12 protein-coding genes are annotated in these 13,481 nt (G+C 37.5%); 6 read left to right on the top strand and 6 right to left on the bottom strand.

The features are described from left to right. The first annotated feature begins 1 nt into the window (after position 1). The 4 genes from ACIQXP_RS06425 to ACIQXP_RS06410 all read left to right on the top strand — a co-directional run bounded on the left by ACIQXP_RS06425 (position 2) and on the right by ACIQXP_RS06410 (position 4,663). A complete protein-coding gene (locus tag ACIQXP_RS06425) occupies positions 2-385 on the top strand; it encodes a hypothetical protein (RefSeq protein WP_293741183.1) in 384 nt (127 codons plus the stop codon). A 396-nt stretch (positions 386-781) separates the two neighbouring features. Then, positions 782-1,033, top strand: coding sequence for a hypothetical protein (locus ACIQXP_RS06420; protein ID WP_293741182.1), 252 nt, complete (start codon positions 782-784; stop codon positions 1,031-1,033). Positions 1,034-1,146: 113 nt separating this feature from the next. Then, complete coding sequence (locus ACIQXP_RS06415) at positions 1,147-1,974, top strand: GLPGLI family protein (RefSeq protein WP_293741181.1); 828 nt, start codon at positions 1,147-1,149, stop codon at positions 1,972-1,974. A 22-nt stretch (positions 1,975-1,996) separates the two neighbouring features. Further along, a complete protein-coding gene (locus tag ACIQXP_RS06410; RefSeq protein WP_387505065.1) occupies positions 1,997-4,663 on the top strand; it encodes a hypothetical protein in 2,667 nt (888 codons plus the stop codon). A 12-nt stretch (positions 4,664-4,675) separates the two neighbouring features. Here ACIQXP_RS06410 and ACIQXP_RS06405 read toward each other — a convergent pair whose 3' ends face one another. Continuing rightward, positions 4,676-5,794, bottom strand: coding sequence for a sensor histidine kinase (locus ACIQXP_RS06405; protein WP_387505066.1), 1,119 nt, complete (start codon positions 5,792-5,794; stop codon positions 4,676-4,678). Between the two features lie 96 nt (positions 5,795-5,890). Here ACIQXP_RS06405 and ACIQXP_RS06400 point away from each other — a divergent pair, with 96 nt between their 5' ends. Beyond that, positions 5,891-6,034: a hypothetical protein gene (locus tag ACIQXP_RS06400; protein ID WP_293741178.1), complete on the top strand. Its 144-nt coding sequence runs from the start codon at positions 5,891-5,893 to the stop codon at positions 6,032-6,034. Between the two features lie 18 nt (positions 6,035-6,052). On the opposite strand, the gene ACIQXP_RS06395 is transcribed toward ACIQXP_RS06400, so the two are convergent. From ACIQXP_RS06395 to mnmE, 3 genes are all read right to left on the bottom strand, one after another. Then, positions 6,053-6,784: a LytR/AlgR family response regulator transcription factor gene (locus tag ACIQXP_RS06395; RefSeq protein ID WP_293741177.1), complete on the bottom strand. Its 732-nt coding sequence runs from the start codon at positions 6,782-6,784 to the stop codon at positions 6,053-6,055. 678 nt (positions 6,785-7,462) lie between these two features. Continuing rightward, positions 7,463-8,209, bottom strand: a complete 747-nt coding sequence (locus ACIQXP_RS06390; RefSeq protein WP_293741176.1) for a LytR/AlgR family response regulator transcription factor — start codon at positions 8,207-8,209, stop codon at positions 7,463-7,465. Positions 8,210-8,942: 733 nt separating this feature from the next. After that, positions 8,943-10,301, bottom strand: a complete 1,359-nt coding sequence (gene mnmE / locus ACIQXP_RS06385) for a tRNA uridine-5-carboxymethylaminomethyl(34) synthesis GTPase MnmE (protein WP_387505067.1) — start codon at positions 10,299-10,301, stop codon at positions 8,943-8,945. 228 nt (positions 10,302-10,529) lie between these two features. On the opposite strand from mnmE, the gene ACIQXP_RS06380 reads away from it, so the two are divergent. Beyond that, positions 10,530-11,651, top strand: coding sequence for an AI-2E family transporter (locus ACIQXP_RS06380; RefSeq protein ID WP_293741174.1), 1,122 nt, complete (start codon positions 10,530-10,532; stop codon positions 11,649-11,651). Positions 11,652-11,735: 84 nt separating this feature from the next. Here the strand turns inward: ACIQXP_RS06380 and map are convergent, their stop codons facing one another. Then, positions 11,736-12,536, bottom strand: coding sequence for a type I methionyl aminopeptidase (gene map, locus ACIQXP_RS06375; protein ID WP_387505068.1), 801 nt, complete (start codon positions 12,534-12,536; stop codon positions 11,736-11,738). Positions 12,537-12,742: 206 nt separating this feature from the next. Beyond that, complete coding sequence (locus tag ACIQXP_RS06370) at positions 12,743-13,342, bottom strand: Crp/Fnr family transcriptional regulator (RefSeq protein ID WP_387505069.1); 600 nt, start codon at positions 13,340-13,342, stop codon at positions 12,743-12,745. Between the last annotated feature and the right edge of the window lie 139 nt (positions 13,343-13,481).

Genomic DNA, 13,481 nt, shown 5'->3' with positions numbered 1-13,481 from the left:
TATGAAGTTTCCAAAAACGATATCCGTTTTACTGTTATTCACCCTTTTTGGCGCTAGGCTTCCGGCTCAGGAGGCTGCAAAGCCTGATCCAATTTCCATTGTTAAAAACTGCATAGCGGCGAGGGGTGGCGAATCTTTCATCCATAGTATTACCACTTTGTACAGTAATATGAAAACAGAAATGGAAGGCAGAGAGGTAAACTACATCACAAAAGAACTGTTGCCAAATAAGGGTAGTTTTAAGATTGTATACAAAGGCAGGACCGTATTTCAAAATTGGTTCGATGGGAAAACGGCTTTTGAAACCGTTAACGGCAAGGTAAAAAAAGCAGGTTTTTTGCAGGGCAAGTTCGATAGGAAAAATATTTTTAATAAGCTGGATTAGATCATACCCGAGCGATGGACACCCGAATTTCGTGGCAAAGAGAAGGTGGAAGAAAAAGACAGCTATAACATCGGGATAAAACGTAACAGGGGCCAGGTACAGCTGTTGTATTTTGGCAAGGAAAGTAATTTACCAAGGCTTGATGACAAGGCAGAAGATATGAATATAACAGTTTTACAACACGTTTTATGCGGTAAAGATTACACAACTTGAGTAGTTGTAACCAATTGGTCACACTTGAAATAATATCACGAAAAATATCACCATATTGGGTGTGAGAAGACTTAGGCCACGGCCATGGTCCGTAAAAGATCCGTCCCTAAAATAAGGGATTATATATAGAAAATATACTGTTCTGTATAGCAAATTTGATCGGTTTTAATAAAAACAATAAATATGAATAATTATTTATTGTTAACCTCAAAACAAAAAAAAATGAAAAAAGTGTTATTAACCACCGTACTGTTTTTCTCAATCATGGCAGCGTCTTTCGCTAAAACAAGGTACACTTTTCACACCACTTGCGGCACTACTGTGCAAATCATCAGTGATTCGAATTGGAGTGACGCTACATTAACTTCAATGATGAATTCGATCAATGAGGCCGACTGTAATGAAACGCCGGACTCCGTAGAAATTACCCGTTAACTTACCTATGTTTCTTCATGGCTTTAATGCCATGAAGAAATTTATTTTTTTTAAATTAATGCTCAGTTGGTAATTATTTGAGGTATTGGTTACCCTGAAAAAAATCTAAATCAATGTTAAAACCATTTTTTTTTGGCTTGGTCATTCTCTTAATGACAAAAATGTCTCTAGCTCAATCTAAAGATAATGATAAGTTTGAATGGAGCGCCCAATATAAGTTCTACTTCAAATCCGACAGTTTGCAGGCTCAACCAATGTCTGAATATATGTTACTGATGTTTAATCAGCAAAATTCAGGTTTTAGGTCTGTATCCAGATTTCTTCTCGATAGTATTAGAAAGACGAGTAATTATAAGGATAGACCTCAAAATGAGCGTATTGCCATTGGAATGAAATATCCTACCAATTTTGAAGAGTATATTTTTACTGATCTTAACAAAGAAGAGGTTACCGTTACAACTGTTGCTAATTTAAGCGTACCAACCAGTCCTCAATATACAGAAACTATATTGCCTAAATGGCAAATCAAAAATCAGACAAAAAGAATCAATAATATTTCTTGCACAAGGGCGGAAACTGTTTTATTTGGACGCAAATGGATTGCCTGGTATGCTAATGATTATAATTTTCCCTTTGGACCATATAAATTTTACGGTTTGCCAGGCTTAATCATACAAATAGCCGATGCTACTGGTAGCTATAGGTATGAACTTGTAAAGTTTAAAAAAGAGCAAATTATTTATCCCCGGGTTCCAATGGATAATGTGCTAAAAGTTAGCAAAGCGAAGTGTTTGGAGTTGTATCATACGGGAAAATATACAACAGCAATGTTCAAAAACGTTCAGATTGAAGGACGGGGCCCGGAGTATTTCAAGCGCATGCAGGATGGCATGGACAAAAAGCGTAAGCGGGATAACAACCCTATAGAATTACAGCCTTAACCTCTGGTAATTCAGTAGCGCAATGTTGAGATGTACCCTTTCTCTGCTTATATTTCTATTCTCATTTTTAGCTAGAAGTCAAACTGTCGTTTCGGGAAGGTTACTTTCAACGGGCGGGGAACCAGTTCCGCACGGATCTGTCAGTGTAATAGTACCGGCTGACAGTACATTGATTTCATTCGTATTAAGCGATGCAGAAGGTTGGTTCAGACTTTCTTTTGAATCAAAGGTGAAGAAATTGCAATTGGCTGTAAAAGCAATGAATTATGAAACCCTTTATCGATCTATAGAAAACCAAAATCAACAGTTAAATTTTAATTTACGGCAAAAGGTAATCGAACTTGCTGAGGTTGACGTTAGGAAACCACCGATTGTGAAGAGAGGCGATACATTAAGTTATGATTTAAATTCATTTGCAAGCTTACAGGACCGTACGCTGGGAGATGTTCTTAAAAAAGTACCGGGTATAGAAGTGAGTGCTAACGGCCAGATTAGGTATCAGGGATTGGCAATAAATAAATTTTACGTAGAAGGAAAGGATCTCATGGCTGGCAACTACGGGATTATAACGAATTCTCTACCAAATATCGATATCGATAAACTGGAAATACTTCCAAACCATCAACCCATTAGACTTCTAAAGGATAAACTGTATTCACCCAGGGCTGCCATTAATATCAAACTAAAAAAAAATGTAACCACAACGGGAAGAGGGGAAATAGGTGCCGGATTAAGTCCGCTCGCTTGGCAAACTAAGCTTACACCGATGGTGTTTAGCAAAAAATATCAGTCTTTATTAAACTACAAATCAAACAATATTGGTGAAGATATAACTAAAGAGATGAATAATCTAGGGGTTATGGATGTTTCGGAAGGTATAACCAAAGATGTTAACAATAATAAATGGATTAGCATCTCTCAACCTACTTTTCCGACCATAGCCCAAGAGCGATATCTGTTTAACCGGACACATGCTGCCTCGGCTAACCTGTTGTTCAACCTTACAAGAAAAATGGAGTTGAGTGGAAATGTAAGTTATCTGAACGATAGAACTGAGCAGGAAGAAGGGCAGGAAACGATTATTAAACAATTTGATTCTGATGGTAATCAGCAAGGCATCATATCATATGGGCGTTCTAGCATAACACGACTGGCTAAACAACAGATAAGCGCAAGGCTCATTCTGACTCAAAATACTGACAGCAATTTTTTAAAGAATATTTTGTTTTTCAAACATGACAGATCTAGTGATATTGGAAATATTAGGATTGAGCAATCTTCGATTGAACAGGACCTTCATTCCCCTGAATATGCGTTGCAAAATTCGCTCAGCGCAATTATCCCGATCGGAAATGAGAAAAAATATTCAGTCAATTTACAGTCGTACATCAATTTTTCTAACGCAAGGCAGCAGTATCAAATCTCGCCTTTAAAGTCGTTGTATTTCCCTGACATGTCTTTTTTACGGTCTGAGGTATTAGTTCAGGAGCTATATTTGAGAAGAAATGAAACAAAAAATACCTTGTCGTCATCACTTTCTTTCAATGATATTACCTTAACACCTAAGTTTGGTTTACAAGCTGACCGGAGTTCACTGCGTTCAGGAATTTCGGATATAAACGCGGCTCAAACATCGGCAAATAAATACATCAACAATATCATTTACAACGTTTTTACATCATTTGCATCTCTCGACATCAATTACAATGGAAGAAAACTCAAAATCCTTACCTCATTTCCAGCTAAAGTTAATAATATCACTGCACTTTCCAGACAATATGAATTTAGCAGGGAACTGCATCTCAATACCTTTGAGCCCAGTCTGCAATCGGAATATCGTCTCTCTAATCGATATAAGATCGTTGCTACAGCAGCAGTTAGCAATGATTTTGCAACGCTGGAAACCCTTTATCCTGGCTATATATTTAGCGGATTGGATCTGAATGCCTATGGCTCGGATATTTCAAGAACCAAAACACAAAATTTAGGGACCAATCTGGTTTATGAGAATGTATTAGACAATACATCCTTTAATATAGGCTATAACTACTCGAACAAACTGGGGAATGTTATTTTTAACAGAAAGGTTTATGAAAATGGCCAACAGGTACTCGAGGCTCTCAATATGGAGAATCCGCAGCACTTCACCAATTATCAAATAACTCTGGGTAAGTTCTTTTCCGAACAAAAAATCAATACCTCGCTTACATATCTCATTAGCAACGGAAATACAAATAGTTATGTCAATGGCAACTTTCTCAATAGCCGTAGCCATGGTCAATCCATTAGTTTGAAACTAAACTATAACAAATTAAAGTGGCTTAACATAGACTATTATGCAACAGCATCTTTCAATCGAGTGAGAAATAATTTTAATGTAACGAGGTTTAACTCTTTTTCACAAAAATCTCAGTTATTTATTTCTCCTTTTTTGAATCATAACCTGGATATAAGCTTCGATCAGTTTGAATATAGTTTTTTAGGTAACACCTTCATCAATTCTTTTTTAGATTTGGGTTATCGATTTTCGTGGGCTAAAAGAAAAATAGATTTTGATGTGAAGTGGGCAAATATTCTAAATACAAATAGTTACAGGCAATTGATAGTAAATGAAAATCAAACAACTGAAGATGTATTTAAACTCCGTCCATCTCAATTAGTATTTGCTGTAAAGTTTAACTTTAGGTGATGTTTGGAACGCCTAATATGGGGCTTTAGGGGCATTAGTTTGATCTGACAAATGATCTCTTTTAATTCCGGGGACAATTAAGATTAAAATAAAAACATCGTCCAGAACCGAGTATTTTAATGAAACCTGTGTTCCATATTTATATTCGAGACGCTTTTTTACATTATCTAAACCCAATTTACCAGAATGAGTATTGATGTTTTTTGACTTCATATTACTTGTGGTAATAGTTAAAGTTTCGTTTTCATATAAAAAATTGATAACAGCCTGTTGCTGCTGATCTGAAAATTCACCATGCTTGATCATATTTTCGGCCAGGGTCAATAACACGAGAGGGATGAATGGAAGCGAAACGATTTCCGGAGAATAGTTTAACTGTATGAATGTTTTGGTATTTCTCAATTGATATAATGAAAACAGTGTTTCGACATGTTTGATCTCTGCTCCCAAGGGGATAACTTCGCCCATGTGGTCCGAATCGATTGCGAAACGCATTATTCTGGAAAGATGGATAACAGCATCGGAAGCTAACTGCACATTATGCGCCATGGTATGGTATATAAAATCGAGGGTATTGAAGAGGAAATGGGGGTTTATCTGGGCTTTCAACATGGAATTGTGTGATCGTACAAGTTCCTGCTCGGTTTTTTGCTGTTTAATAATATTATGCAGATGGAGCTTCCTTAACTGTTCTTTTTCGCGTTTTTCTGACTGTGTTTTTTTAAATACAAAATAGCCTGTAGAAAAGAACATAAAATATATGCCCCGATAGAGATTCTTCAAAATAAACTGCTGATCTAAAAGATAGGGTTGCCTGACCGAAATCACCTTGATGAAGATTAACAATAAATTGGCCAGGTAGTGAAAAAAAACATAAGCGGCCAGACTAACCAATATTATTAAAGGTAACCTCCAAAATGCTTGCAGATTTTTTCTGAATGACCAGGGTAAGCCCAGGTCTGAAAAAAAATAAAAAAAAACGATTATCACAATATAGTGAAAAAGATAGGTAACCGGATGTTCGAAAATATTAAATATCAGGCCGACAATTAGGGTTTCGTATAAAATAAAAACAGACCAAACAATAAGATGGATTGAGCTACTCTTTAACTTATCTAAAATCTTTTTCATGCATTTCCTGCTTTCAGTGTAGGTTAACATCCATTCAATGTAACATTATTTTTTTCTGAAAATCTACAAACGAAGTTGCAAAAAAAATACAAAAACATGCAACAAGTAAAGACAAAACTCAGGGCCAGGACCATTTTTATTTTTAAAAAATCAAACAGCCCAATTTATTCAGGTTATGCAGAAACGGAACCTACAACTACGCTGGTTACTACTGCCCAAACCCACATTATGAACAAGTAATAAGGCAAAGAGGAGCATTTACCTCCTCTTTGTTTTTATTAATTTTTCAGAAACGAATGATATAAAATCCTTTTTATAATAGTCGCCTACAGTCATTTCACAACCATTAACCATTTTAATTGAATTGCCAGATATATAATCGATATGTTCCTCTGCAAGAATGAAACTTCTCTGGAATCTTAAAAACCCCGGATGGTGGATGAAGATATCTGAAACCTCCGACAAGGTCATATAAGTGAGTATTTTCCGTTTTAAAGTATGGATCATTACATAATTCATTTTACTTTCCACAGCAACAACATCAGAGAATTTTATATTAAGCATTTTGTGCCTGTCTTCTTTACTTTTGACTAGAAATGAGGTGTTTTTCTCTAATAATTTGCATTTCTGACCATCCACAGAAAATATTTTATTCATTGAGGTTATGAACTCTCCTAATGTAAAAGGTTTTAAAAGATAGTCATCAGCTTCAATTTTGAAGGCCTCATATCCGTACTGGGTATGTGCTGTGGTGAAGACTATTCTTTTTGTTTTATTCCTGAGTATTTTGGAGAGTTCGATACCATTTATATCAGGCATATTGATGTCCAACAGCACAAGATCAACACAATCAATAGATTCGAAATATTTTAATGCTGTTACAGGGTTAGTAAACGAAGCAGATAAAGTTAACCGTTCGAAGCTACTCAAATATTTTTTTAAACCCTCAATTGCATGGGGCTCATCATCAACGATTACGCATTTGTACATATAGCAGGAAAATTAGATTACCCTAAATTATATTTTTAGCTTTTTCCTGTCAAGCAATAGAATATTGTTTTAATCCTTTTGGTATTATACATTGGAGAAACTTTCAATTATACCGGATGTAGGTTGAACCCTCAGCAGATTAGTATAGTGCAGTTTCTAATATTTCTGATCAATAAATAATAAAGCTGAAAACCTTTTCAAAGTAAGTTTTACTGATCGTATCATACTGGAGAAAATGCCGACCATAATCTATCTAAAGAATCTTTGTTGATTAATAGTTTTTCTATCCAAAATCTGTATTTGGTTAAATGATTAATGACCACAGATACATCACCATATAAGGTCAAGTTACCGGCGCAATTAATTGACACAATTGAAGTGTGTATGATAATTTTGGGAATGCTGTGATGAGTGCAGCATACTGGTTCGCCCTCCCCACAATGTCAATAGCCTGAAGCAAAAGTGAGTATTGGAGCGGTTAATGTTAGCCGTTTTTATCATATCGTAAATAAATTGATGTGGAAGCGCAGCTGTTTCCATCTGCTATTGTAATATATCTAGCAAAAGAAGTTTAATCATATAAACCTGTTAATAGACTAGCAGTGCTTATAGCGTATGATCAAAAGCAGTTTGCATTACAGGATTTTAAACGATTAATGCCTGTAAGCTGCCGGAAGTTTACTTATGAATATCAGCTTTGAGTTTGTTTTTGGACCTGATCAGATTCTTATTTACGAAATCTGTGAAACTTTTCTTATAATATTCTCGAACAGTAATTAATAATCCATTTTTCATCTTAATGGTATTTCCATCTATATAATCTATAAAATGATAGGATATGATAAAACTTCGATGAAATTGTAGAAATCCTGTTGCCGGGCTTAATACTTTAACCATTTCACCTAATGACATGTATGTGGTAACTTTTGTGCTTGATGTATATATACTTACATAATTGAGCTGGCTTTCCACAGCAATTATGTCACAATATTTAATAGCAACTATTCGATTTCCATCATCCTTATTTTTAACCAGGAATGTCGAACTGTTATTGGATATATGATCTGCTGGTTTTACAAGCACTTTGTTTATAGCGATCATGAATTCGCCAAGCGTATAGGGCTTCAGCAGATAGTCATCTGCATCAACCTTGAAGGCCTCATAACCATATTTGGTATGTCCTGTAGTAAAAATAAGCTTTCTAGTTTTTGCCCGAAGTGATTTTGAAAGCTCAATTCCGGAGATATTAGGCATATCAATATCCATCAGAATCAAATCAATATCTTTAAATGTCTCAATTTCAGTTAGTGCTGCATAAGGATCACTATATGCTGCGATCAGATCGATATTCGGTATGGATTCCAAATATTTTTTAACCCCAACAATAGCATGTGGCTCATCGTCAATTATGATACATTTATACATTCTTCACAGTTTGCTGATTAAAAAATCTGAATACTACATTAAACAGCTACATATATTAGCCAAAAATCAAGTTCATGCCTAATTTAAAGAAAAGTTCACTACAAAACAACAGGAGCGTGCGGGTTTTGCATATAAATTGATTCTGCTTTAATTACATTTTAATCAATTCAGAAAAGCAAAGCACTTTTAAGCAATACGATTTTACTATAAACTAATTTCAGATTTAAAGAGACAACTGCGGGCATGCAGATTTTAAATATGGCCAGCGCCGGCAGTTTAAATTTTGCAATGGCTCTGGGGCCTTGGTGGATTGAAATCTGAATCAACCTGCCCCAAAAAGAAAAGTTCATCCAAAAATTTGAGTTTTTAGTTTTTCGATGTAATGATCCCCTCTGACAAGTTTCCAGAATAGATTTTGGCACCCCATCTATTTCGAGCCTGCCAGGTACGATTTAAACGCCTTCAAAGGCCCGAAAAACAGGTATTTAGATCCAGATCATGCAGAACAGGCAAGCTATTATTTTTCAGTTGATTTTAAAGCTTTTGCAGCGCTGTTGTTGTCTAAACTATAGCAGATCAAAAACCTTAAAACACAGTGTAAAACCCCTGAAAATCAGCCGATGGTAGATTTTGGAGCAAAAAGAGTGGCGGGTTTGTTAGCCGAAAAATCAGTTTATTTAACTGATTTTTCAGTATTTGAAGCGATTATTCGTATTAGAGTTGTTTTGTACGTTTACTTTCCGATACAAAATTTGGTAAAAATATTCTCCAGCAAATCATCAGTAGTTACGGTACCGGTAATTTCACCAAGGTAATGCAGTGCCTGCTTAATATCCATCGCTAAAAAATCGGAAGTTACCGGATTATCGACATTGGCTAATACCCGCTGTAATGCCTGTTCGGTTTGTTTTAAAGCTTCTACATGGCGGATATTGGTGACCAAAGTTTCGCTGGTATTGATATGGTGCAGGTTAACCTGCTCCAGTAAGGTGGTTTTGAGTTCATCGATACCTTGTTTCTCTTTAGCTGTAGTAAAAACCACATTTAACGCTTCTAAAGCTTTACGCTGCATATCGCTAAGGAGTTCGGCTTTATTGACCAGGATTAAATAGGGGATGCCCAATTGCGCTAAACCGCGGATCTGCTCTTCAATTTCGGCAATGCTTTGAGCAGCATCTGCCATATAAATGATCAGTTTGGCCTGTTTCATTTTCTCCAGCGTGCGTTCTACACCCAAAGCTTCAATAATATCGGCCGTATCACGGATTCCCGCCGTATCGATAAACCGGAAAACTACCCCGCCAATGGTTAGTTCATCTTCAATCGTATCGCGTGTGGTACCTGCAATATCCGAAACAATGGCACGGTCCTCATTTAAAAGGGCATTTAATAAGGTAGATTTACCTACATTGGGTTTCCCCGCAATGACAATGGGCACGCCGTTTTTGATCACATTTCCCATTTCGAAAGAGGAAATTAAGCGTTGCAAAACGTAATTAATTTTATTAACCAAGGTTTTAAGCTGTTCGCGGTTGGCAAACTCTACATCTTCCTCAGCAAAATCGAGTTCGAGCTCAATCATCGAAGCAAAATGGATCAGCTGTTCGCGCAGGCCTTTTAATTCGTTGGCGAAACCGCCGCGCATCTGCTGCATGGCCACATCATGCGATGCCCTGGAGTTGGAGGCAATTAAATCGGCAACTGCTTCTGCCTGACTCAGGTCGAAAGCGCCATTTAAAAAGGCACGCAAAGTAAATTCACCGGGTTTGGCTGCCCGGGCACCTTTGCTAATCAGCAGATTAATAATCTGTTGGATAATGTAGTTAGACCCATGGCAGGAAATTTCGACTACATTTTCTTTTGTGTAAGATTTTGGCGCAACAAACAAACCTGCCACAACCTCATCCACAATATGATCGCCATCTTTAACCAGGCCAAAATGTAAAGTATGCGAGGCCTGTTTTTCTAAATCTTTTCCGGCAAATACGGCATTGGTTAATGAAATAGCCTCCGGACCGGATAAACGGATTACGCCGATGGCGCCGGAACCTGAAGGAGTAGATAAAGCAATAATGGTATCTTGATTGTTCATATGGGGTATTGAAGCTGCAAAAATAAGGCTAATCTATGGGGATATGGTGTACAGGAAGTAATTTTTTTAATTCGGGTTAATTGCTTAACCGGTTAATTGTTTCGTAACTCCACGTTCCCAACTCCAAAATAATTCTCTCCGCCAAACGCTAACCTCACAACGTAAAGCAATTATTCAAAACATTTCAAACCGGACGGTGTTTAAATCTCAAATCAGAATAAGCTTTTTATGACGAACAAATTACCCCTAACCGTAAAACGATCAATAGAATTACTGGGCCTGATGGCCATTGCAGCGGTGATGGTGATCGGACGAGACATCATCATGCCGATATTGATGGCTTTTTTCATCAGCATTATGCTGCTCCCCGTATACCGCTTTTTAAAAAGAAAAAAAGTGCCTGAATCGTTAGCCATCATTTTACCCATTTTGCTGGTAGCCCTGTTTGTGGCTTTGATTATCTGGTTTTTCTCCAACCAGATTGGAATTTTGGTTAAAGATTTTCCGCAGATAAAGGCCAATGTAACACAACATATCAATTCGTTAAGCGATTGGATCAGTCGCATTACCCATTACAATGATAAACAGCAAAAAGCGTTTATTCAGGCCAAAAGCGATGACCTGATGAACATGGGGACATCAATGGCAGGTGGTGCTGCCGTTACCCTGAGTGGTATATTTGTGTTTATCGGTTTGTTGCCTATTTATATCTACCTGATGCTTTTTTATAAAGACATTATTTTGCGTTTTATCTTCATGTGGTTTAAAGCAGATGACCATCCGAAAGTTAAAGAAGCCATTTATGAAACCGAATCGATTATTAAAAGTTATCTGATCGGACTATTAATTCAGATTACCTATATGACCATTTTATTGGGGGGGATATTGATGTTAATCGGTATTAAACATGCTCTGCTAATCGGGGTAATCTTTGCGATATTAAACCTGATCCCTTATGTGGGTGCCTTAATTGGTAACGTGATAGGTGTACTGCTAACGCTTACTTCATCGCAGGAGTTATGGCCGGTACTTACCGTTTTAGGTGTAATTGCTTTTGTTCAGTTTCTGGACAATAACATCCTGATGCCGCGTATTGTGGGCTCGAAGGTGAAGATAAATGCTTTGTTTGCAATTATCGGGGTATTTATAGGCGGCAGCATAGCGGGGATTTCCGGGATGTTCCTGGCCTTGCCTATTGTGGCCGTGCTTAAAATTATATTCGATCGTACCGAATCATTTAAGCAATGGGGTGTATTGCTTGGCGACGAGCGCCCGGCCAGAAGTCCGATGACTTTTCCTATTTTCAGAAAGAAAAAACCGGTGGCTACCAAATCGGGAACCGAAAAATAATAGTTTCTAAATCACAGATTTTAAAGAAACAAGTAGGCGCAAGGATTCTGATAACCACCAGATTTCCTTGCGTTTTCTGCTATATTAATAATAAGAAGTGTTCAGGTTGCTGTTTTGCTTTTCTGCGGCCTCAATAGGTGCATAATTGGAAAGAATAAGTGCCTCGCCTTTTTTAACACAAACGTCGTGTTCAAAATGTACAGACATACTTCCGTCTGCCGTCCTGATTGTCCAGCCATCTTCATCCAGAAAAACATCTTTTTTCCCCATATTGATCATCGGTTCAATGGCCATCACCAGATTCTCTCTTAAAAGTAAGCCAGTGCCTCTTCTGCCATAGTTCGGCACCTGCGGATCTTCGTGCATCTCTCTGCCCAAACCGTGGCCAACCAGATCTCTTACCACGCCGTATCCCTGCTTTTCGTTATGACTTTGGATGGCTGCACTGATATCCCCGATGCGTTTGCCCACAACAGCTTCCTTAATCCCCAGAAAAAGCGACTCTTTGGTTGTTTTTACCAGGTTTAGTATTTCGGGCGATACTTCGCCTATGATGAAAGTATAAGCATGATCGCCATGAAAACCATTTTTAATCGTGCCAACATCCACTGAAATAATATCACCATCTTTCAACTCATCCTTGTTAGGAAAACCATGTACCACTACATCGTTTACCGAGGTGATAATATGAAAAGGAAAGCCATTGTAATTGTAAAAGGATGGAATGGCACCATTATCCATAATAAATTCGTTGGCTAACCGGTCTATTTCGAGGGTGGTGATGCCAGGCTTTAATATTTTAGCTACTTCTGCAAGGGTATCGCTCACCAATAGCGCGCTAATTTGCATCAGTTCTACTTCTTCGTTGGTTTTATATAAAATCATTGCTGCAAATTTAGCAAAAGAAGCTGAAAGCGTGCTATTTTTTATCTTAGTGGGCCTTATGGTCGGGTAAACTGGAAGCTCCTATGACCACTCCTGATATTCATTGCTAAAAAAATATACTCCTTTACCAAAAACCAGGATCTGTGAACTATATATTGGAAGCATTGGCGTTTAGCTATAAGTTTGCCGGAATATTTGAGTGCGTTTTAATAATTTGGTTCCAAAATCTTGCTTCTTATTCTGCTCATGGTTTCTCCACGTACCCCCAGGTAACTGGCCAGGTAACGCTGTGGTATTCTGTCGATATCCAGGCCACTCTCCTGAAGTTTGCGGTATCTGCCGGTAGCTTTGGGAATGCGCGACAGGATTGCGCGTTCTGAGGCCGCATAATGATGCCGTTCCATCAGCTTTCTGCCGATCAGGTTAGCCTCAGGATAGTTATTGTACAGGAAATCCATTAAATTATAAGGAATACAGATGATCTTGCAGTCTTCAAGGGCCTGAAGGTATTCTATAGAAGGACCAGACTGCCGGTCGGGGTGACGTATAGCGCTTATTAATTCATTTCCTAAACTGAACCAGGTACTGATATCTTTTTTACCATCGCGAACAAAACCACGTACAACCCCGCTTATCAAAAAATATAGAGAAGTATTACTATCCAGTGGAGAAAGAATATATTTATTTTTCTTTACATGGATAAGCTTACAGGATTTTTCATGTTCGGCTTTGATCACATTGGATAAAGGACAAAATTGCTCAAGATAATTAAAGAGGGGACGTAAATAAGATGTTGAGTTGGGCATATGAAACTAATATTGATTACAGAATATAGTACCAGCATATTCAATTGAATGTACACCTGTAATATTCCGGAATCAAAGGTATCCTGTTTGTGGTCTACACTCACGAATAAGGTGTTTCGTCATCTCTAACCATACGATA

This window comes from Pedobacter suwonensis (assembly GCF_044762335.1).
Lineage (GTDB): Bacteria > Bacteroidota > Bacteroidia > Sphingobacteriales > Sphingobacteriaceae > Pedobacter.
This window is presented reverse-complemented; position numbering and strand designations above follow the sequence as displayed.